Source organism: Acrocarpospora sp. B8E8 (assembly GCF_039871605.1).
Taxonomy (GTDB): domain Bacteria; phylum Actinomycetota; class Actinomycetes; order Streptosporangiales; family Streptosporangiaceae; genus Acrocarpospora; species Acrocarpospora macrocephala.
This window is the reverse complement of the sequence record NZ_JBDPLV010000016.1, coordinates 137,501-157,648: the sequence shown is the minus strand read 5'-3', so window position 1 is coordinate 157,648 and position 20,148 is coordinate 137,501. Positions and strand designations below refer to the sequence as shown.

General features: G+C 68.8%; 21 protein-coding genes and 1 pseudogene. 7 read left to right on the top strand and 15 right to left on the bottom strand.

Annotated features, from left to right (window positions below; genetic code table 11):
- Positions 1-43 precede the first annotated feature (43 nt).
- A complete protein-coding gene (gene groES, locus ABGB08_RS18250; RefSeq protein ID WP_204044442.1) occupies positions 44-358 on the bottom strand; it encodes a co-chaperone GroES in 315 nt (104 codons plus the stop codon).
- A gap of 293 nt (positions 359-651) precedes the next feature.
- On the opposite strand from groES, the gene ABGB08_RS18245 reads away from it, so the two are divergent.
- The 6 genes and pseudogenes from ABGB08_RS18245 (at position 652) to ABGB08_RS18220 (ending at position 6,457) form a co-directional block, all read left to right on the top strand.
- Positions 652-1,332: a Uma2 family endonuclease gene (locus ABGB08_RS18245; RefSeq protein ID WP_347591724.1), complete on the top strand. Its 681-nt coding sequence runs from the start codon at positions 652-654 to the stop codon at positions 1,330-1,332.
- Between the two features lie 21 nt (positions 1,333-1,353).
- Positions 1,354-2,541: a class I SAM-dependent methyltransferase gene (locus ABGB08_RS18240; RefSeq protein WP_347591722.1), complete on the top strand. Its 1,188-nt coding sequence runs from the start codon at positions 1,354-1,356 to the stop codon at positions 2,539-2,541.
- A 185-nt stretch (positions 2,542-2,726) separates the two neighbouring features.
- Entirely contained in the window at positions 2,727-4,109 is a 1,383-nt protein-coding gene (locus ABGB08_RS18235) for a hypothetical protein (protein ID WP_347591720.1), read from the top strand.
- A gap of 75 nt (positions 4,110-4,184) precedes the next feature.
- Positions 4,185-5,069 carry an ABC transporter ATP-binding protein gene (locus ABGB08_RS18230; RefSeq protein WP_347591718.1) on the top strand — a complete coding sequence of 295 codons (885 nt, stop codon included), beginning with the start codon at positions 4,185-4,187 and terminating at the stop codon, positions 5,067-5,069.
- Between the two features lie 222 nt (positions 5,070-5,291).
- Positions 5,292-5,855: pseudogene (locus tag ABGB08_RS18225) on the top strand (histidine kinase); the annotation flags it as partial.
- The gene (locus ABGB08_RS18220) at positions 5,852-6,457 is read left to right on the top strand and encodes a response regulator transcription factor (RefSeq protein ID WP_347591716.1); all 606 of its coding nucleotides are present in this window, start codon (positions 5,852-5,854) and stop codon (positions 6,455-6,457) included. The pseudogene ABGB08_RS18225 and the gene ABGB08_RS18220, both read left to right, overlap by 4 nt.
- Here the strand turns inward: ABGB08_RS18220 and tsaD are convergent, their stop codons facing one another.
- From tsaD to ABGB08_RS18155, 13 genes are all read right to left on the bottom strand, one after another.
- Entirely contained in the window at positions 6,458-7,480 is a 1,023-nt protein-coding gene (tsaD, locus tag ABGB08_RS18215) for a tRNA (adenosine(37)-N6)-threonylcarbamoyltransferase complex transferase subunit TsaD (protein WP_347591714.1), read from the bottom strand. It lies immediately after the preceding gene.
- Positions 7,473-7,904 (bottom strand): ribosomal protein S18-alanine N-acetyltransferase, encoded by a 432-nt coding sequence (rimI, locus tag ABGB08_RS18210; RefSeq protein WP_347591762.1) that lies wholly within the window; start codon positions 7,902-7,904, stop codon positions 7,473-7,475. The genes tsaD and rimI overlap by 8 nt, the downstream gene beginning before the upstream one ends.
- 32 nt (positions 7,905-7,936) lie before the next feature.
- Positions 7,937-8,647 carry a tRNA (adenosine(37)-N6)-threonylcarbamoyltransferase complex dimerization subunit type 1 TsaB gene (gene tsaB, locus ABGB08_RS18205; RefSeq protein ID WP_347591760.1) on the bottom strand — a complete coding sequence of 237 codons (711 nt, stop codon included), beginning with the start codon at positions 8,645-8,647 and terminating at the stop codon, positions 7,937-7,939.
- An 85-nt stretch (positions 8,648-8,732) separates the two neighbouring features.
- Positions 8,733-9,251, bottom strand: coding sequence for a class F sortase (locus ABGB08_RS18200; protein WP_347591712.1), 519 nt, complete (start codon positions 9,249-9,251; stop codon positions 8,733-8,735).
- Between the two features lie 38 nt (positions 9,252-9,289).
- The gene (locus ABGB08_RS18195; RefSeq protein ID WP_347591710.1) at positions 9,290-9,928 is read right to left on the bottom strand and encodes a hypothetical protein; all 639 of its coding nucleotides are present in this window, start codon (positions 9,926-9,928) and stop codon (positions 9,290-9,292) included.
- A 113-nt stretch (positions 9,929-10,041) separates the two neighbouring features.
- Positions 10,042-10,500 (bottom strand): tRNA (adenosine(37)-N6)-threonylcarbamoyltransferase complex ATPase subunit type 1 TsaE, encoded by a 459-nt coding sequence (gene tsaE / locus ABGB08_RS18190; protein WP_347591708.1) that lies wholly within the window; start codon positions 10,498-10,500, stop codon positions 10,042-10,044.
- 28 nt (positions 10,501-10,528) lie between these two features.
- Positions 10,529-11,923, bottom strand: coding sequence for an IS607 family element RNA-guided endonuclease TnpB (tnpB, locus tag ABGB08_RS18185; protein WP_347591706.1), 1,395 nt, complete (start codon positions 11,921-11,923; stop codon positions 10,529-10,531).
- 407 nt (positions 11,924-12,330) lie between these two features.
- Positions 12,331-12,879 (bottom strand): hypothetical protein, encoded by a 549-nt coding sequence (locus ABGB08_RS18180; protein ID WP_347591704.1) that lies wholly within the window; start codon positions 12,877-12,879, stop codon positions 12,331-12,333.
- Positions 12,880-13,093: 214 nt separating this feature from the next.
- Positions 13,094-14,143, bottom strand: coding sequence for an alpha/beta hydrolase (locus tag ABGB08_RS18175; protein ID WP_347591702.1), 1,050 nt, complete (start codon positions 14,141-14,143; stop codon positions 13,094-13,096).
- The gene (gene alr / locus ABGB08_RS18170) at positions 14,140-15,291 is read right to left on the bottom strand and encodes an alanine racemase (protein ID WP_347591758.1); all 1,152 of its coding nucleotides are present in this window, start codon (positions 15,289-15,291) and stop codon (positions 14,140-14,142) included. Before alr ends, ABGB08_RS18175 begins: the two co-directional genes overlap by 4 nt.
- A 46-nt stretch (positions 15,292-15,337) precedes the next feature.
- Positions 15,338-16,789, bottom strand: coding sequence for an NAD(P)H-hydrate dehydratase (locus tag ABGB08_RS18165; RefSeq protein ID WP_347591700.1), 1,452 nt, complete (start codon positions 16,787-16,789; stop codon positions 15,338-15,340).
- A gap of 44 nt (positions 16,790-16,833) precedes the next feature.
- The gene (locus tag ABGB08_RS18160) at positions 16,834-17,184 is read right to left on the bottom strand and encodes a holo-ACP synthase (RefSeq protein ID WP_347591698.1); all 351 of its coding nucleotides are present in this window, start codon (positions 17,182-17,184) and stop codon (positions 16,834-16,836) included.
- A gap of 9 nt (positions 17,185-17,193) precedes the next feature.
- Positions 17,194-18,615 carry an alkaline phosphatase PhoX gene (locus ABGB08_RS18155; protein WP_347591696.1) on the bottom strand — a complete coding sequence of 474 codons (1,422 nt, stop codon included), beginning with the start codon at positions 18,613-18,615 and terminating at the stop codon, positions 17,194-17,196.
- Positions 18,616-18,738: 123 nt separating this feature from the next.
- Here ABGB08_RS18155 and coaA point away from each other — a divergent pair, with 123 nt between their 5' ends.
- The gene (coaA, locus tag ABGB08_RS18150) at positions 18,739-19,662 is read left to right on the top strand and encodes a type I pantothenate kinase (protein WP_246268974.1); all 924 of its coding nucleotides are present in this window, start codon (positions 18,739-18,741) and stop codon (positions 19,660-19,662) included.
- A gap of 44 nt (positions 19,663-19,706) precedes the next feature.
- Here the strand turns inward: coaA and ABGB08_RS18145 are convergent, their stop codons facing one another.
- Positions 19,707-19,931: a hypothetical protein gene (locus tag ABGB08_RS18145; RefSeq protein ID WP_155351734.1), complete on the bottom strand. Its 225-nt coding sequence runs from the start codon at positions 19,929-19,931 to the stop codon at positions 19,707-19,709.
- Positions 19,932-20,148 lie beyond the last annotated feature (217 nt).

Here is a 20,148-nt window from a genome sequence, read left to right as displayed (position 1 = left end):
TGAAAGCCCCGGGCACTGGCGGCACCCGGGGCTCTTGCACGGCTTACTTCTCGATGATGGCGAGCACGTCACGGGCGGAAAGCACCAGGTACTCCTCGCCGCCGTACTTGACCTCGGTCCCGCCGTACTTGCTGTAGAGCACGACGTCGCCCTCGGTGACGTCGAGCGGAACCCGCTTGCTGCCGGACTCGTCCCAGTTGCCCGGACCAACCGCGAGGACCTTGCCCTCCTGCGGCTTCTCCTTGGCGGTGTCCGGGATGACCAGGCCGGAAGCCGTGGTCTGCTCGGCCTCAAGCGGCTGAACCACGATACGGTCGCCGAGCGGCTTAACGGGAACCTTAGTGGCGGTCGTCATGATCGGACCTCCCCTTCAGATTGCGATGAGTGAGCTGAAGAGGCGACCAGTGGCCTGCCGTCGCGGGTGTCAGACCTGCCTCGTCGCGTTTTGATTTGGCACTCTCCCTAGGTGAGTGCCAACACGAAACAGTATGCACAACCCCCGACGCAGTCAACACGAACTCCATATGCAGGTCAGCTCTGCCGTCCGCCCCTCGCGAACACCGTCGTAGAGTGACGAAGACCCCAACAACGGGAACACCACCGGCATGATGATGAATCATCAGAGACTCCAGTCGACGGGAACGTAGCCGAATGACCACGAACGGCGACGACGATCGTCCTACGATGCGTGATGTGACCAGCACAGCGGAACAGTTGAGCCATTCGGCTGAGGACGTTCTGGCCAACTGGCCTTATCCCCCAGAGGGGGGATGGACGGCCGACGACCTCGATCGGCTGCCCCTCGACGGGCCCCACGGTGAACCGGATTTCTTCGCACGCGTCGAACTCGTCGATGGAGCTCTCGTTTTCATGTCCCCCCAGAAGCGATTCCATGAGCATGTTCTCATCGGCCTGCGGGTCAGGCTGGATCAGCAGGCTCCCGAGAAGCTCGGCGCCGTCAGCCAGATGGACCTCAAGCTCGACACGAATTGGCGACCCTGCCCGGACATCGTGGTAGCAGACGCGGCTGCGGTCGCCGACATGGCGCGCACCTTCTATGAGGCCGACGAAGTGCATCTCGTGGTCGAGATCGTCTCACCTGAGTCCGCGCACCGGGATCGATCGGTCAAGCCACCGAAGTACGCCAAGAGTGGAATCCCCTACTACTGGCGGGTTGAGAACCACGAGAACAAGCCTGTCGTATATGTCTTCCAACTGGATCCGGCCACCAGTGCATACGGACTAGTCGCCATCCATCGCGGTCGGCTTTCCGTGGACGTACCCTTCCCCATCGACATCGACCTCGACAATCTGTCCGTCCGGGCCGGATAGAAGGGCCGATAGCCTCTTGGCGTGGAGCTGGAGGGGTTTGAGCTGCTGCTCACGCCGATAGGGCAGAAGGCGTTGGGCGAGGCGGTAGAGCTCGTCAGGGGTGGCACCGATCCAATGCGGGCGGTCGGCACGTTGCGGCGGGAGTACGGCCCGGCGTTGGTTGGCGCGGCGCTCACCCAGGCGGACCTGCGGCGGCGTGCGGCGGTCAAGTTCGGGACGGATGCGGACGTGATGTACTTCACGCCCCATGGGCTCGAACAAGCCACCCGGACAGAGGTGGCCGAGCACCGCGCCGGACGGTTGGTCGAGCGGTGGGGGGTCACGAGTGTCGGGGATGCCTGTTGTGGGATCGGCGGGGATCTGATCGCGCTGGTGCGGGCGGGCTGTGCCGTGGATGCGGTCGACGTCGATCCGGTGACCGTGGCGGTCGCTCGGGCGAACGTGGAGGCGCTGGGGTTGCGCGCTTCTGTACGGGTGGAGGATGCGTCTTCACTTGATCCGGGGGCATACGGCGTGTTGTTCGCGGATCCGGCGCGCAGGTCGGGGAATCGACGGACGTTCGATCCGAGGGCGTATTCGCCGACATGGCCGATGTTGATGGACATGGCCGGCCGGGCTCGGGGCGCGTGTCTCAAAGTCGCGCCGGGGATTCCAGATGAGTTCATTCCGCTGGGAGCGGAGGCCGAGTGGGTCTCCTTCCGAGGGGAGGTGAAAGAGGCCGCGCTGTGGTTGGGAAGCGAGGCCGGATCACCGCCGATCGGCTCGGTGCGACGCGCGACTCTGCTTCCCAGCGGGGAGACGATGGTCGCGAAGGGGGTAGAGGCGGCGGTCGGGGCGATCGGGCGGTATGTGTACGAACCGGATGGAGCGGCGATTCGGGCGCATCTGATCGGTGAAGTGGGGCAGTTGATCGAGGGGCGGCTGATCGATCCGCGCATCGCGTACCTCACCGGGGATGTGGCGGTGGCCAGTCCGTGGGTGGCCGGGTACGAGGTCGAGGAGGTCATGCCGTTCTCGTTGAAGCGGCTGCGGGCCGCGCTGCGGGAGCGGCGGGTCGGGGTGGCGACGATCAAGAAGCGGGGGTCGGCGGTGGATGTGGAGCGGTTGCGTAAGGATCTGCGGCTGTCGGGAGAGAACGCGATCGTGGTGATTCTGACCAGGATCGGGGAGCGGCCGATCGCCGTACTCGCCACTGAAATGGCCCTATGAGCAGGTAAAACGCTCTCCATTCGGGCAATCCACCGGGAAGTGCGATCTTTTTCAGTCCGGCCCGAACGGCCGCCCACGAAGGGCTACAGTTCGGTGACAGCGCGTGTTCGCGCGGTCGCATTCCTCATCGGACCGGACCATTTCCCACCGCTGCCATCGAACGTCGGCGAGTGAAGGAGCTTTCGGTGGACCACTCCAACCACACCCTCCTCCAGGCGGGCAGTCAGGCCGCCATCTCCGACCGGATGCGCGAGCTGCTGGCCCGCGCGGCCCAGGACCACGTCTACGAGCAGCGCACCCAGGGCGCGGTGCTGGACGAGATCCGGCAGCGGCTCGAAGGCATGGAATGGCTGCTCCGCGAGGTGCGCGAGCGGGAGCTGGGCGGGCTCAGCGGCACCATGGAGGCGGTCAGCGGCCGCCTCGACGACATCACCAACCGGCCGCCGTCCTGGGCGGAAGGGCTGGCCCAGCACGTCGAACTGGTCCGCGACCACGTGGACGCGGTGAGCGAGCGGGTCGGCGCGGTCGGGGAGCGGGTCAAGCCGATCGCGGAACTGCCGAGCCTGTGGGCCGACATCGGCACCGTCGGGGAGAGCGTCGACGAGGCGCTGGCCCGGCTCCAGTCCGTCCTTGACGGCACCCAGCACGTCGCCGATCGCATGGTGGAATTCACCAAACGGCTCGGGCAGCTGCAGGCCAGCATGGAGACGGCCGCCAACCGGTTCACCCGGCTGGACAAGGCGCTCGGCGAGCTGGCGCAGCGGACCGAGCGGCTGGAAGGCGGCGTGCTCGACCTGAACTCGGGCCTCGGGGGCGCGGTGGAGGCCGCCGCCGACCGGGTGACCACGGCGGTCGAGCAGATCGCGGTGCGGATCGGCGACGTCGAGAGCCGCCAGGCGGTCGTCACCACCCGGCTGGACCGGCTGGACACCGGCCTGGCCGCCGTCAGCGCCGGTCTCGCGACGGTCGGCGAGGGGCAGTCGGAGACCGGCGCGCAGTTCCACGCGCTGGAGGGCCAGGTCGCCGGGGTGACCGCGCGGCTGGACCGGATCGACGGGCGGATCGAGACCGCCGACGAGTGCCTGGCCGACATCGACACCCGGATGACCGGCGTCGACGCCCGCCTGCTGACGGTGGACGGGCATCTCGACCGCCAGGACGAGCGGATGGACTTCCTGGACGAAGGTCTGCGGGCCCGGTTCACCACGCTCGACGAGCAGGTCGCCGAGCGCCTCGACGGAGTCGACGACCGGGTCGAGGCGGTCAACCAGCGGGTCGGCCAGCTGCCCGCCACCCTGGAGATCAGCGAACTCCACAAGAACCTCGGCGAGCTCGGGGCACACCACGCCACCCGCTTCGACACGGTCGAGCTCCGCCTGACCGAGGCGGCCGAAGCCCTGACTCCGCTCATCACCGCCCGCCCCGACCGCGACCAGCTCACCGAAACCCTCACCAAGACGGTGGAACCCGCCCACACCGACATGACCCGCCGCCTCGGCGCCCTGGAAGAGACCATGCTCGCCCTCGCCGAGGCCCTCCTCCGCCCCACGCGTACGACCAAGGACTAGGTCTGACAAATGTCACCGCGTACCCCGGAAGATCCGCACTAACGGCTGTCCCGCTGGATTTCTAGCGTTGACGGCATGAACGCCATCGCATTTGACAAGGTCAGCCGGAGTTACGGGGACGTGGTCGCCGTGGCCGGGCTCGACCTGGAGATTCCACGGGCGCGGACGGTCGCCCTGCTGGGCCCGAACGGAGCGGGCAAGTCCACGTCGATCTCGATGCTGCTCGGCCTGATCCAGCCGACGTCGGGCACGGTACGCGTCTTCGGCCGTACCCCCGAGGAGGCCGTGAGCGGCGGGGAGATCGGCGCGATGCTCCAGGAGGGCACGCTGATCCCGGAGCTCACGGTCGCCGAGACGGTGGACTTCATCCGGCGCCTCTATCCACGGCCGCTCGGGCTCGACGCGATCCTGCGGGTGGCCGACCTCACCGAGATCGCGAAGCGGCGCGCCGACCGCCTGTCCGGCGGCCAGATCCAGCGGGTACGGTTCGCGCTCGCGATCGCCGGAGCGCCTCGCCTGCTGGTCCTGGACGAGCCGACGGCCGCGATGGACGTGGAGTCCCGGCGCCGGTTCTGGGAGAGCATGCGGACGTACGCGGCGGACGGGCACACCGTGCTTTTCGCCACGCACTACCTGGAAGAGGCGGACGAGAACGCCGACCGGGTGATCGTGATCGCCCGCGGGCGGGTGGTCGCCGACGGGACGGCCGCCGAGATCAAAGCGGGGGTCGGCGGGCAGACCGTGAGTTTCGCGATCGGCGACCAGCCGTCCGCAGCGCTGGCCGCGCTCCCCCAGGTCAGCGGGGTCGAACTGCGCTCGGGGCGGGCGATCCTGCGCACCGCCGACCCGGATGCCACGATCGCCGCGCTCTACCGGGGCACCCCTCTCGACGTGCACGACCTGCGGATCAGCGGGGCCGATCTCGAAGACGCGTTCGTCGCGCTCACCCGGGAGGCGTGATGCCGAACTACATCAGGATCGAAGCCCTGCGGATGTTCCGCAACAAGCGGTATGTCATCTTCGTCGTCGCCTTCCCCGTCGGCTTCTACCTGCTCTACTCCAGCCTCTGGGGCGGCCAGCTGGACGCGACCACCGGGCAGCCCGCCAGCGTGATCCTCATGGTCTCCATGGCCGCGTACGGCGCGCTCGCCGCCTCGATGATGTCGAGCGCACGATCTCCTCGGCCACAGCCTCTCGCTGATCGTGCTCAAGAGCGAGCTGGCCAGCCGCCTGGCCGAAACCGACTCGGGCACGGAACCGGTCCGCCGGGAGATCGCCGACATCGAATCGGTCGCCCGCCAGGCCCTGATCGAGGTGCGCGAAGCCGTAACCGGCTACCGGCAACGCGCCCTCAGCGATGAACTCGACAACGCACGATCCACTCTTGAGGCGGCCGGGGTAACGGTGACCATCCGCAGATCCGGCCCACCACTGGTCGCCGATCTCGACGGCCTGTTCGGCTGGGCGGTCCGTGAAGGCACCACCAACGTGGTACGGCACGCGCGAGCCACCCGCTGCCTGATCGAGGTGGCCCACGACACCTCAACGGCCATCCTCGACATCACCGATGACGGTCAGGGCAGCGCGGCCCAACCGGGCAGCGGCTTGACGGGTTTGTCCGAACGCGTCGAGGCGGCCGGAGGAACCTTGCAGGCCGCATCCCTCGACGCCCGAGGATTCCGTTTGCGCGTCGAGGTCCCCATCCGGGTCGCAGAGTCAGTCGAGATAGGGATCAACGCCTCATGATCCGGGTGGTGCTGGCAGAGGATCAGGCGATGGTCCGGGGCGCGCTGGCGTCGTTGCTCGGTTTGGAGCCGGACATCGACGTGGTGGGTGAGGCCGCCTCCGGAGACGAGTTGCTTACCGTCGCCGCCAGAGTCCAGCCGGACATCGCGCTGCTGGACATTGAAATGCCCGGAATGGATGGGATCACGGCCGCCGGGAAACTGAGGGAAAGCCTCCCTGGGTGCCGGGTGATGATTCTGACCACCTTCGGGCGACCGGGATATCTGCGCCGCGCGATGGAATCCGGAGCCTCGGCGTTCCTGGTCAAAGACAGCCCAGCCCGCGAACTGGCGGCGGCGATCCGGCGCGTGCAGGCGGGCGAACGCGTCATCGATCCCGCCCTCGCCGCAGCCGCCCTGAGCGCCGGCCCGAACCCGCTGTCCCCAAGAGAACGGGACGTCCTGATCGCCTCGGCCAACGGGTCCACCATCTCCGACATCGCGGCTCACCTGCACCTGTCGGAGGGCACCGTACGCAACTATCTGTCCTCGGCGATCCAGAAGACCAGCGCCCGCAACCGCACCGAAGCCCTCCAGCGAGCCGGAGATCAAGGGTGGCTTTGATCAGATGTGGATGGTGGTGATGGGGAGGGAGGAGTCCGCTGGGATCGTCAGCGGGGATGGCGCGGTCCCGGCCTCCAGGAGGTTCGCGCCGAGGGCCGCGACCATGGCGCCGTTGTCGGTGCACAAACCCGGGCGGGGAACGCGCAAACGCACGCCTGCCGCGTCGCAGCGCTCCTGGGCCAAGGCGCGGAGGCGGGAGTTGGCGGCGACGCCGCCGCCGATGAGGAGGTCGTGGACGTCGTGCTGGGCACAGGCGGCCAGGGCCTTGCGGGTGAGGACGTCGACGACGGCTTCCTGGAAGGAGGCGGCCACGTCGGGGATGGACAGAGAGCCGCCATGCTTCTCGACATAGCGGGCGACGGCGGTTTTAAGGCCGGAGAAGGAGAAATCGAGAGTGCCGTCGTCGGCCTTGCCGCGCGGGAAGGCGATCGCGGTGCCGGAGCCGTCGCGGGCGGCGCGGTCGATATGAGGGCCGCCGGGGAAGGGCAGGCCGAGCACGCGGGCGACCTTGTCGAAAGCCTCGCCCGCCGCGTCGTCCACGGTGGAGCCGAGCGAGATCACTTCCTTGGCCACGTCGGGGACGAGCAGGAGCGAGGAGTGGCCGCCGGAGACCAGCATGGCCAGGCAGGGCTTGGGGAGCGGCCCGTGTTCGAGCTGGTCGACGGCGACGTGGGCGGCCAGATGGTTGACCCCGTAGAGCGGGATGCCAAGCCCCAGCGCGTACGCCTTCGCCGCCGCGACCCCGACCAGGAGCGCGCCCGCGAGACCGGGACCCGCCGTCACCGCGATGGCGTCGATGTCGGCCAGCCGCAGACCGGCCTTGGCCAGGGCGCTTTCCACGGTGGGGGACATCGCGTCCAGATGCGCGCGGGAGGCCACCTCGGGCACCACCCCGCCGAAACGGGCGTGCTCGTCGATGCTGGAGGCGATCGTGTCGGCGAGCAGCGTGTGCCCGCGCACGATGCCGATGCCCGTCTCGTCGCAGGATGTCTCGATCCCCAGGACGATCGGCTGGTCAGCCATCGAGTTCCCTCATCATCGTGATCGCGTCGGTGCCGTCGTCGTAGTAGGCGCGGCGCACGCCGTACGCCTCGAAGCCGAAGTTGGTGTACATGGTCTGGGCGGGCGGGTTGTCGGCCCGCACCTCAAGGAAGATCTTGGTGGCGCCGCGGCGGGCGGCTTCGGCGAGGAGCGCGGTCAGGAGCTGGGAGCCGATGCCGGCGCGGCGCTGGTCGGCGTAGACGGCGATGGTCTGCACGTCGGCCTGGTCGGCGGCGACGGCGAGGCCCGCGTAGCCGACGATCCTGCCCTCCACTTCGGCGACCAGGTAGTGGCGGGTGCGGGGCTGGTCGGCCAGCTCGCCGCGGAGCATGCCTTCGGTCCACGCGTCCAAGGGGAAGGTGGCCCGCTCGACCGCGACCACATCGGCGATGTCGCGCTCGGTCATCGGCCGGAGGGCGGCCACCGGCGCCTGGCCGATCACGCCGTCACCTTCTTCGGCGCCCCCGGGATCTGAGCATCGGGCCGGCGCAGGTAGATAGGGACGGCCGGACCCAGGACTCCCCGACCTTGCGCGGCCTCCTCGGAGTCGATCCTGCCCTCGGGCAACCGCGCCACCGCCAACGCCTGCTCGGGCGTCAGCCCCGCCAGCCGCTCAGCGGCGAAAGCGGCCAACGCACCCGCCGACGGATGCTCCGGCCCGCTCACCTCACCGACGATCTCCTCATAAAGCCGGACACCCACGATCGGCAAACCATCCGGCACATCGTGCGGCCGCGCCACCCTCGGCCCATCGACCCTGGTCCTGGCATCGCCGTACCGCGCCCAGAAGAGTTCCTTCCGCCGCGCGTCCGTCACCACCACGAAAGGATCGGCCGACTCCGTCGCATACGCCAGCGCATCAAGCGTACAAATACCAAACACCGGCACACCCAGGGTCGCGCCCAACGCACGCGCCGTGATCAACCCAACCCGCAGCCCTGTGTACGGCCCCGGCCCGGCCCCCGCCACGACCGCGGTCACCTCACCCAGCGAAGCCCCCGATTCAGCGAGCACCGCCTCAATCGCCGGAGCGAGCAACTCCCCATGACGTCGCGCGTCAACCGTCGTGGACTCGGCCAGCACCCGCGTTCCGTCATGCAACGCGGCCGTCACGGCAGGGGTCGCGGTATCAAAGGCCAGGACCAGCACGAACAACAAGCCTAGCCGCTCCACCGAGCCCGCCCGCCGGAAGACCGGATCGTCACGTTTCAGAGGGTTATCGCGAAGACCTTCGTCAGGCTGAGCTGGTCACGCGGGAGGCGTACACGATGATGTTGTCTTGGTATTCGTGGTTTTTCCAGTCGAAGGTGCCGCCGCAGGTGACCAGGCGGAGGCCCTCGCCGGTGTAGACGCTTCTGGCGGGGAATCTGTCTTTGGGGATTTGTTCGACTGAGTCGACGGTGTAGGAGATGGTCTTGCCGTCGTCGCGGTGGACTTTGACGGTGGCGCCTTTGCGGAGTTCGCGGAGGCGGTAGAAGACGGCGGGGGCGGATTTCGTGTCGACGTGGCCGATGATGACGGAGGCGCCGGTGTCGCCGGGGACGGCGCTGCCGGTGTACCAGCCGGCGACTTTGGGCTTTTCGTAGGGGGGGAGTTCGACGTCGCCCGCGCCGGTCAGGCCGAGTTCCATCAGCGGGGCCTTGAGGTCGAGGGTGGGGATGTCGATGCGTTCGGGCACGGCGGAGGAGCGGGTCGCGGTCTGCTCTTCGGTGTGTGGTTTGCCGATCGCGACCAGGACGAATCCCGTGATCACTCCCGCGATGATCCACGAGCGGGTGGAGCTGGCCAATCTCAGCCCCGGTTGCGCCTGCGGGCCACGCCGATGCCGACGAAGAACGCGGTCAGCAGGCCGAGCGTGATCGGGGTGATCGGCAGGCCGGAGGATTCCTCGGGGCCGCCCGCGGCCGTGCCGCCGCCACCGGCGCCTGGCGCCTTGGTGGGGAAGGTGTCGTCGGGTGGAGCGGTCACCCGGAAGCGGGCGCTGCCGACGTCGTTGGTGGCCTCGCAGCGCACTTCGACCCGGTATCCCCCGGCTTTGGCGTTGGGGTTGAGCAGCGCGACACCGGTCAGCCTGGGTTCGGTGGCCGCCGGGGTGGCCGCGGCGGGGGTCGCGACGGTCGGGGGCATGAGGCTGACGACGCCGGTGAACGCGTCGGACCGGGCATTGGCCTTGTACGTGGTGCCCGGCTGGGCGGGCGGGCAGAACGCGGTCACCCGGACGTTCTTGGTGGCCCCTCCGGCTATCGACGTCGGATCCACCACGACCCGGATGTTCTGCCGGGGTATCACCGACAGCGACGCCGTCGGGGTGGGTAACGAGGCCGACGGGGACGGGGAGCCCGTAGGCGTGCCGGTCTGGGCCTCAGCCGAGCACCCGACCACGCCGATCAACATCGCCCCCGCACACGCGGCCTGACTCAGCTTGCCCATCGGCGCACCCCTCTCACCGCACCTGTACCCCGAAAACCTAGGCCAATCCATTACCAAAGATCTTCATTTTCTCTTGATCTCCAGAGTTGTGGAAGGGTCCAGCGGGTAACGGCCTAGATCAATGCGGCAGAGATATCGGACCAACGACTGCCAACACCCCGAACATGCACGATTCGCCGATCATCATCGGGGCTGGATTCGATCAGGATTTCGAGCCTCTGCTCCGAAAGATCTTCGACGAGGCCCTCCCCCCACTCCACAATCGTTACCGAATCGGCGATCGACGCGTCCAAATCAAGATCGTCGACCTCCAGCGTGCCTCCCAGCCGGTACGCGTCCGCATGCACCAGCGCGGGCCCTTCCCCCAACGGAGGATGCACGCGAGCAATCACGAACGTGGGCGAGGTAACCGGCCCCCGCACCTTCAGCCCTTCCCCGATCCCCTGCGTCAAGGTGGTCTTCCCCGCCCCCAGCGCCCCGGTCAGCACGACCAGATCTCCCGGACCCAGCAGCCCGGCAATCCGGACCCCCAGCTCCCGCATCTCCTCCGCGTTCCGCACCTCGGCCCTCATCCCAGCTCCATTCGCAGAGTCCATCCGTTCACTGAGTTTCAGTGTCTCTCAGTGATCCGTCCATTGCTGGGCGGAGGTCCCCGTCCGACCCGGGCGGCGCCCGGTGCGGGGTAGACGTTTCCCAGCCACCGGCCCCGGCAGGCGGGGTCTTATGGTCGGCTCCACGTCCGTTTGTCGTCTCCGGGCCACTCCCGGCGACGGTGTGCTCGACGGTGTGCTTCACCAGGGAAGCCAGGTTGAGCGCGGCGTTGAGGTCCCGGTCCAGGGCCTGGCCGCAGTCCGCGCAGGTGTAGGTGCGTTCGGAGAGGGCGAGTTTGGCTTTCACCGCGCCGCACCCGGAACAGGTCTTGCTGGATGCGAACCAGCGGCCGGCCACCACCAGCCGGCCGCCGTTCCACTCGGTTTTGTAGGCGAGTTGGCGGCGGATCTCGCCGAACCCGGCATCGGAGATCGCGCGGGCCAGCCGCCGGTTCTTCACCATCCCGGCGATGTGGAGATCTTCGACCACGATCGTGCCGTACTCCCCCGCCAGCGTCGTGGTGAGCTTGTGGATGGCATCGCGACGCAACGCGGCCGCCCGGTGGTGGACCTGGTTACGGGAGGCATCGGCCTTGCGCCACCGGCCGGACGGCTGTTGCCCGCTGCGCCGGTCCGGGCCTTGCTTGCGCGAGACCGCCCGGGACAGGCGGCGCAGCTTGCGGGATGCGACGGCGAGGTGCCGAGGGTTGGCGGTAGGTGGGCGGCCGTCGGAGTAGACGGCCAAGGTCTTGACGCCCAAGTCCACCCCGACCACCGCATCCGGCCGCGTGGGGGTTGCCTCGGCGCGTTCGACCTGGACGGAGAACGACACCAGCCAGCGCCCGGCTTCCAGCCGGACGGTGGCCGAGCGGATCTTCGCGGTGCCCGCCTCGACCCGGCGGGCCAGCTTGCGGGTGGACTCGTGGGTTTTGATCCGCCCGAGTACCGGCAGCACCACGTGGGTGCGGCCGTCCAGGCGGATGGTCCCGGTGGTGAACCGCACCGACATGGCCTTCTTGCGTTTGGACCGGAACCGGGGAAATCCCACCTTCGGACCCTTGCGCGTACCTTTCCTGGACTCGCTCCAGTTCGTCAACGCCGTGGCCAGCCGATCCAGACCGCAGGCGTAGGCCTCTTTGGAGTTCACCGCCCACCACGGCGCCACCTCCTGCTTGGCCCCGTTCCACGACTTGCGCAGCGAGAACATCGACCACGACAGCGGCGGGGTGAGCTGGGAGTCGGGGATGCCGTAGGAGCGTTCGGCCTCCCGCTGGGCCAGATTGGCCTTCACCCGCGCAAGACCCCAATTGAACGCGAGGCGGGCGGCGCCGCAGTGGGAACGGAGCATACGTTCCTGGCGCGGGGTGGGGTCGAGCGCGTATCGGTAGGCATGGACGACCTGCACCAACCCTCCCCGGCCATGGCAACCTAGGTAAACCCATGGTGAACAAGTGACTACAGTCTACCAGGGTGGTCGTGATCGGGGGCCATCTGAGCAGGGACAGACGTGCGCCCGTCTGGGGATCACCTGACGACTTCACGACCACCGGTCCAAACAATCCGAGGGGTCCCACAACCATCAAGGCAGGCCCAGCCCTGCCGCGGCCCGCCGACCAACTCCACGCCTGGTAAGCCGGTCACCCACCAGATCCAGGAAACCGAAATCGGACTGACAAACACTGATGTACCGCGCAGCAGTTCGTAACCCCAATCACACCACCACCCAGCGACGACCACGCGAAGATCACTCGACGGTCCGCGGCTGGCCGGACACCTGCCAGCCGCGAAGACCGAGATCCAGAGCTAACGCGGTCAGCGGTTACCGGCCGACGAACGGATGCGCTTGCGCGAGTCAGAGCTTGACGTCGTGCGCACCGGGTCGGCGAGCGTAACCGTCCCTTCCATCGATCCGCCCGCGCTGATCTGCACGTTCCCGCTGTGGCCCCGGGAGTTGCTCATCCGCCCGCTCCCCGAGCCCTGCAGGTCGGCCACCAGGGTATACGTGCCGGGCCCCGGGTACGGCGTGCCCCGCGAGGAGCTCGCCGCGACCCGCTCGCCGTCCTTGTACAGCGACCACTCGCCCGAGGCGCGGCAATCCTTGAGCCGGAGCACCTTGGAGATTCCGGTCGCGAAGCAGGCCACGCCGGGGTCGAGGACGATGACCTTGCCGTCGGTCTTCACGCAGGGCGTGAACTCGATTCTGGACCCCGATGAGGTCCTGCCGAACTTCTTCGTCGCCAAACACGCCTGCTCCGAGGCGACGGTGGCCGCCGACGCCGGAACGGTGGCCCCGACCGCCGCGAAGGCAACCGCTACCGCGGCGACTGCGACGGCCGGCTTCACCCATGCTGTCTTGCCCATTGATCCCCAGTCCTTTGAGGTCGGTGTTCAGACCAATCCAGGCCACTGCGGTAGCTGACGCGCGCCTCTACGGAGCGGCCACGGCCGCGGCGGCCTCGGGCACCGAGCCGGTACCCTAGTGCGATCATTTGAACACTAAGAGTCACCATCGGTTAACTCGCCCCGCCGGAGAGCACGGTCACGGCATCACGTCGAGCGTGGTGGGGAAACCCGCCTAATGAAGGTTCGCGGCCCGTTCGAGCAGCGTCCGCAACGCGTCGTTCACCACGCCAGGCCGTTCCAGCTGCACCAGATGCGACGTCCCCGGAACCAGGGTGAGCTCGGCCGTCGGCACGGCGGCGGCGATGGCGCGGCTGTGGTCGGGTGGGGTGAGCCAGTCGCGCTCGCCGACCACGATCGCGGTCGGCACCTTGTTCAGGACGTCCAGCGCGGTCAGCTTGTCATGCGACATCAGCGCCGGATAGAAATCCGCGATCACCTCGGACGGGGTGGCCCGGATCATCGACTCGGCGAAGTCGACGACGGTCGGGCTGACCGACTTGGAGTCGCCGAAGCCCAGCAGGCGCAGCGCCAGGAAGGACACGTCGTTGCCCACCTGCCGCCCGCGATCCACCAGCGCCGACCGCTTGCGCATCACCGAAACCGCACCGGGAACGGCGAAGTTCACCACCTTCGACACCAGCGCCGGCAGCCCCAGGCTCAGCTCGGCGAGTTTCCCGGCCGAGGTCGAGATCAGCGCGACGCCGCGCACCCGATCCCCGAACAGCTCCGGCCGCCGGTCGGCCAGGGCCATGATCGTCATTCCGCCCATGGAGTGGCCGACCAGCACGCACGGCCCTGGCACGAGTTCGGCCAGCACCAGGGCCAGATCCTCGCCCAGCCGGTCGATCGTGCAGTCGGCGGCCTCCGCCCGGGAGGACTGCCCGTGACAGCGCTGATCCCACAGCACGACCCGATACCGATCCCGCAGGTTCCGCCACTGGTAATGCCACGAATCGGAGGTCAGGCAGTAGCCGTGGCACAACACGACGGTCAGTTCCGCGTCCTCCGGCCCGTCCACCTCGGCGTGGATCTCCAGGCCGTCCGAGGTGGTCAGCGTCGTTTCCCGGCCGCGTAGCTCGCCGAAGGGCTCGTTCGCCTCCGGGTCAGGGCGCAGCCGGATCCGCCCCACCGCATACCGTTTGGCGAGCGTGCCCGCCGCCACGCCGGCGGAGGCCGCACCGACGATGGCCCCCGCGATCCCGACTGTCCGCCGTGCCGTCATTGTCGATCTCCTCGTCGCCCGTCCCTCGGCCATACGTTGAGGTGAACACGCGGCACGCGGGATCCGATCCCGGTCACGATCTCATGAGTGATCGTGCCGAGGGAATCCGCCCATTCCTGACATGTCGGTTCATTTTCGTATCCGGGGCCGAACAGGATGACTTCGTCGCCCGTGGTGACGGCGTCGTCGCCCAGATCCACCGTGAACTGGTCCATGCAGATCCGCCCGGCCACGCGGCACCGCCGCCCTCCGGCCAGGACTTCGGCGAGGTTCGTCCCGGCACGCATGATCCCGTCCGCGTATCCCAGCGGCACCAGGCCGAGCGCGGTCTCGCGTTCGGTGTGGTAGAGGTGGCCGTAGGAGACGCCTGAACCCGCGGGGACGCGCTTGACCATGGCGAGGCGGGCGACCAGCGTCATGGCGGGGACCAGGTCGAAGTCGCCGAGTTCGGGGATGGGGCTCAAGCCGTACACCGCGATGCCGGGGCGGACCAGGTCGTAGCGGGCCTGCGGCAGGGTGAAGGTGGCGGCGGAGTTGGCGATGTGCCGGATCGCGTCGGAGACGCCGGCCTGCTCGGCGTGCTTGACGGCGTCCTCGAACGCCGCGAGCTGGGCGTCAATGGATGGATGGCCCGGAATATCCGCACACGCGAAGTGCGACCACAGGCCGGTCACCTTGATCAACCCCTCCGCCTGTACGGCCAGCGCCCGATCCACCAACGCTCCCCAGGCGGCCACCGGCGCCCCGCCCCGCGACATGCCACTGTCCACTTTGAGCTGAACCGGAACGGTCTTCCCGGTAGCTCGCGCGGCCGCCGCGATCTCGTCGATGAGCCACTCCGCCCCCGCCGACAGCTCGATGTCCTGCCGCACGGCCTCGTCGAGCGGCTCCCCCGGCGGGATGATCCACGCCAGGATGGGCGCGGTGACTCCGGCCGCGCGCAGCTCCAGGGCTTCCCGGACGTATGCCGTCCCCAGCCGCGTGGCGCCGCCCTCCAGCGCGGCCTGGGCGCACGCGACCAGCCCATGCCCGTACGCATCGGCCTTGACCGCGGCCAGCAGTTCGGCGCCGGGCGCGTGGGCGGCCAGCAGCCCGATGTTGTGGCGGATGGCCGCCAGATCCACGCGGGCCTCGGCCGGAGTCAGCATGTCCATCCGTCAATTTTCGCAGCCGCCTCTGGTGGCCGCGACCAACTCACAGACTCCGGATGACCTGGGGCAACATCGTCGCCACGTCCATCGCGGCGATTGGCCCGTGTCCGCCGGAGATGCCGGTCGACGCGGCCTGTGCGGCAAGTCCATGCAAATGTGCCGCACACGACACCGCGTCATAGCCGCTGAGGCCGCCGGAGAGCAGCGTGCCCGCGATTCCGGACAGCACGTCGCCGGTCCCGCCCGTGGCCAGCCAGGGTGTGCCGGTCGCGTTCACGCGAACCGGGCGATCCTGTTCCGCGATCAGCGTGGTGGAGCCCTTGAGCAGCACGATCGCTCCGAGTTCGGCGACCGCGCGCCGGACGTGCTCCATCCTGGCCGCCTCGACGCGCTCCCTGGGCACGTCCAGCAGCCGGGACAGCTCGCCCGCGTGCGGGGTCAGCACGGTCGGCGCGGAGCGGCGCAACAGCGACCGATCGTTGGCCAGAATGGTCAAACCGTCGGCGTCCACCAGCACCGGCACGTCGGTGGCCAGCACCGCCCGGGCGAGTGCCACGGCCTCCTCCCCGGTGCCCATCCCGGGCCCGAGCACCCACGCCTGCACCCGCCCGACCTCGGCCACCGAAGGACCGTCCAGCACGGTCGTGATCGCCTCCGGCCAGCGGTTCCGCACCTGCCGCACGGCCGTCTCCGCGCTCGCGAAGCGCACCAGACCGGCCCCGGCCCGGATGGCTCCCCCGACCGCGAGCACCGCAGCCCCGGTGAACCGATCACTCCCGGCGACGATCCCGATCACCCCACGCCGGTACTTGTCCGACTCGGCCGCCGGCCTGGGCAGCAGATCCGCCACATCGTCGTCGGTCAGCGAAGCCACGTCCGGATCCGGCAGGTACGGCCCCAGCCCGATGTCCACCAGCTCGACCGGCCCGCAGAACGACTTCCCCGGATCGACCAGCAGCCCGTTCTTGTGCGCTCCGAACGTCACCGTCAGCTGTGCCCGCACTGCCCCCCCGTCCACGCGCCCGGTGCTCGCGTCCACCCCGCTGGGCACGTCCACGGCCACCACAAGACCTGGCGCGCCCTCGGCCGCCAGCGCCAGGGTCCGGTACGGCTCCCGCAGCTCCCCCGTGCCCCCGATCCCGACCAGGCCGTCCACGATCAGATCAGCCTGCTCGATGACGTCCATCCCGGCCGTCCGCCCACCGGCGTCAAGCAACGCGGCCAGCCCGCCCGCATGCGTACGCGAACCGGCCAGGATCGCCTCCACCCGCGCCCCCCGCCGGGCCAGCCGGGCCCCCGCGTAGAGCGCGTCGCCGCCGTTGTCGCCGCTGCCGACCAGCAGGACCACGCGCGAGCCGTACACGCCGGGCAGGAGGCCCGCGCAGACGACGCTCAGCCCGGTCGCGGCCCGGCGCATCAGCGTGCCCTCCGGCACGGTGGCCATGAGCGCCCGCTCGGCCGTCCTGATCTGATCAGAGGTGTAGGCGGTCCGCATGCTTCGACGCTAGCCGCAGACGATCACCGAAGCCATCCGCCACGTCAACGTTCGGCGATCACGAACGCCAGGGCGAAACCGCCGTCGTGGCTGAGTGAGACGTGCCAGCTGCGCACCCCGAGTGAGTCGGCGAGCTCGCCCGCCCGGCCGCCGACGTGCAGCGACGGGCGGCCCTCCGGATCCTTGCGGACCTCGGCGTCCAGGTGGGAAAGCCCGGCCGGCGCGCCCAGCGCCTTGGCCACGGCTTCCTTGGCCGCGAAGCGGGCGGCCAGCGAATGCACGGGCTCGGCCTGCTCGTCCGCCGTGAAGAGGCGGGTGAGCAGGCCGGGCGTTCGTTCGATCGTGGCCGCGAACCTGGCCACATCCACAAGATCCACCCCGATGCCGATGATCACTACCTCACTTTAGAACCCGCCCCTGTGCCACGGGCCCCAGATGGCGAACGAGACACCCTGGGAGGACTGCACGTTCACGAACAGGGTGTGCCCGTCGGGACCGAACGTGCTGCCGGCGAATTCGGCGCCCGAGTCGCCGGAGACCGGCATCAGGCGGCTGAAGTCGAAGATCTCGCCGCGCCTGGTGAGGCCGCGCAGGTAGTTGTCGCCGCCGCCGTCCTCGCAGAGCACCAGGGTGCCGCGCTTGCTGGTGGTGACGTTGTCGGGCAGGTCCAGCACGAGCGAACCCGGGGACTCGTAGACCAGGCGGAGGCGGTCGCTCCAGGTGTCGTAGGCGAAGATCTGGCCGCGGCCCTTGCCGAAACCCGACGGCGGGGTGTCGCCCGCGGCCGTCGCGCCGCCCTGGGTGGAGACGAAGTAGATCGTGCCCGAGTCGTAGACCGCGCCCTCCAGGCGGGAGAAGAGCGCCGCGCCCTTGGCCCGGCCCTGCTTGCCGACGTACTGGATGGCCTCGTCGTTGGTTGGCTTGGTGGTGAAGGTCGGGTCGGGGTCGTCGATGGTCACCCAGGTGGCCTGGAAGCTCGCGCCGGCGGGCAGGCCGACCGAGAGGTCCTTGCCGGGGGCGTTCTTGACGGCCAGCATCTGGAGCTTGCCGCCGTCGAGGATGCGGCCGGCCTTGAGGGGGTTCTTCGGCGGGAGGTAGCGGTAAAAACCGGAGGCGAAGCCGAAGTTGTCCTCGGTCAGGTAGATGGCGCCGGTTCTCGGGTCGAAGGCGGCCGACTCGTGCGCGAACCGGCCGGCCGAGCGGATCGGCCTGCGGCTGGCGGCGCGGTCGAGCGGGACCTCGAAGATGTAGCCGTGCTTCTGCTTGAGCAGCGTGTTGTCGGCGCCGGTGAAGTCGTTGCCGACGTCGGGGCCGTTGACGGTCTCCTCGCAGGTGACCCAGGCGCCCCAGGGCATCGGGCCGCCGGAGCAGTTCATCTGGGTGCCGTTGAGGCTGGCGGCGCTCTTGATCAGCTCGCCGTACCGGGTGACGCGGAGCGTGGCCGTGCCGCCGCCCGCCGCGGTGTCGTACGCGTCCGACACGTCGCCGAAGGCGCCTACCGGGCCGTTGACCTCGTGGTTTCGTACCAGGATGGTGCTGCCCTTGGGGCCGCGGAAGGCGGCCATGCCGTCGTGGCGGCCCGGGGTCAGGCCGCCCTCGGTGAACGCCTCCCCGACCGGGTTGAACGAGCGGTACGTGAATCCGGCGGGCAGCTGCAGGCGGACCACGCCGTCGCGCAGGTCGGGCACGGGTCCCAGCGGGCCGTAATCCGCGCCGTGGGTCAGGGTTCCCCGCTCGCCCGCGGCCGCGACGCCGGCGAACGGTCCGCCGAACATCGCCACCCCGGCCGAAGCCGCCGAAGCCGTCAGGAATTTGCGCCGGTCCATCCGAGACTCCCTCCGTCGTTCACGAAACGTTAATGTCCCCGCGAAGTAGGGCTATATGGCAGATCTCGCCAATTCGGTGGCCGGTCGCTGTCGTACGGGGACGCGTCGGTAATGTTGGGCGGCGTGGCAGTCGGGGACGCGTACGTCGAGCTCAGCCGGGAACAGTGGCGGGGATTGCGGCGGAACACGCCGCTCACGCTGACCGAGGCCGAACTGGAGGAGCTGCGCGGGATCGACGATCCGATCGACCTGGCCGAGGTCACCGACATCTACCTGCCGCTGACCCGGCTGCTGAACCTCCACTTCACCGGAGCCCGGCAGCGGGGGACGGCCATCGGCACGTTCCTGGGGGACGACACCGCGCCGCCGCCGTACATTCTGGGGATCGCGGGCAGCGTGGCCGTCGGGAAGTCCACCACCGCGCGGCTGCTGCACACGCTGCTGGCCCGCTGGCCGGAGCACCCCAAGGTGGAGCTGATCACCACCGACAGCTTCCTCTACCCCAACCAGGTGCTGACCGAGCGCGACATCATGCACCGCAAGGGCTTCCCGGAAAGCTACGACCGCCGGGCGCTGGTGCGTTTCGTCGCCGACGTGAAAGCGGGAAAACCCGAGGTCACTGCCCCCGTCTACAGCCACCTCGAATACGACATCATTCCGGGCGCCCAGCAGGTGGTGAAAAATCCAGACATCCTTATTGTCGAAGGGCTCAACGTGCTCCAGCCCGCGCCCCCGACCGCGCTGGCCGTCAACGACTATTTCGACTTCTCCATCTACGTCGACGCCCGCATCGAGGACATCCGCACCTGGTATGTGGCCCGCTTCCACCAGCTCCGCGCCACCGCGTTCGCCGACCCGAAGTCGTACTTCAAATTCCTCGCCGACCTGTCCGAAGCCGAGGCCACCACGTTCGCCCGCAACGTCTGGCGCGACATCAACGAGCGCAACCTGGTCGAGAACATCGCCCCCACCCGCGGCCGCGCGGGCCTGATCCTCCGCAAGGGCGCCGACCACTCCGTCACCCGCGTACGTCTGCGCAGAAGCTGAACGACCGCCGGCGTGGGCGACACCGGCGGCCGTTCAGATATGGCCTAGTACCAGACGAAGAGGTGGATCTGGTTGCCGATGACCTGGCAGAAGTCAGGGTGCCCCGGCGCGTCCGGGTGGTAGTACTCGGCGTAGTAGCAGGACTGTGACTGGTTGACCGGCCAGGTCCCGTAGATGTGGTAGCCGGCCGCCAGGGCGGGCGTGGCCGTCAATGCCAGGGTGCTGACTCCGATCCCCAGCGCGGCAGCCATCTTGGCGATTTTGCGCACAAGTTCTCCTATGCTCTCCGACGTCCCCGAAGCTGACGTCCCCGAAGACGAGGGACTTCGTCCCCCGCACGGAAATGCTGAAATATCCCGCTAACCGCAGCGCTTTCACGCCGCTATCGCGCCCGCCCAACACATGAAACTTTCATCGGTGAAACCGGATAATTCGCCCAATCTCCTGGACTGTCGCCCCCGGATGATCTGCTGGGTAGCAAATCGC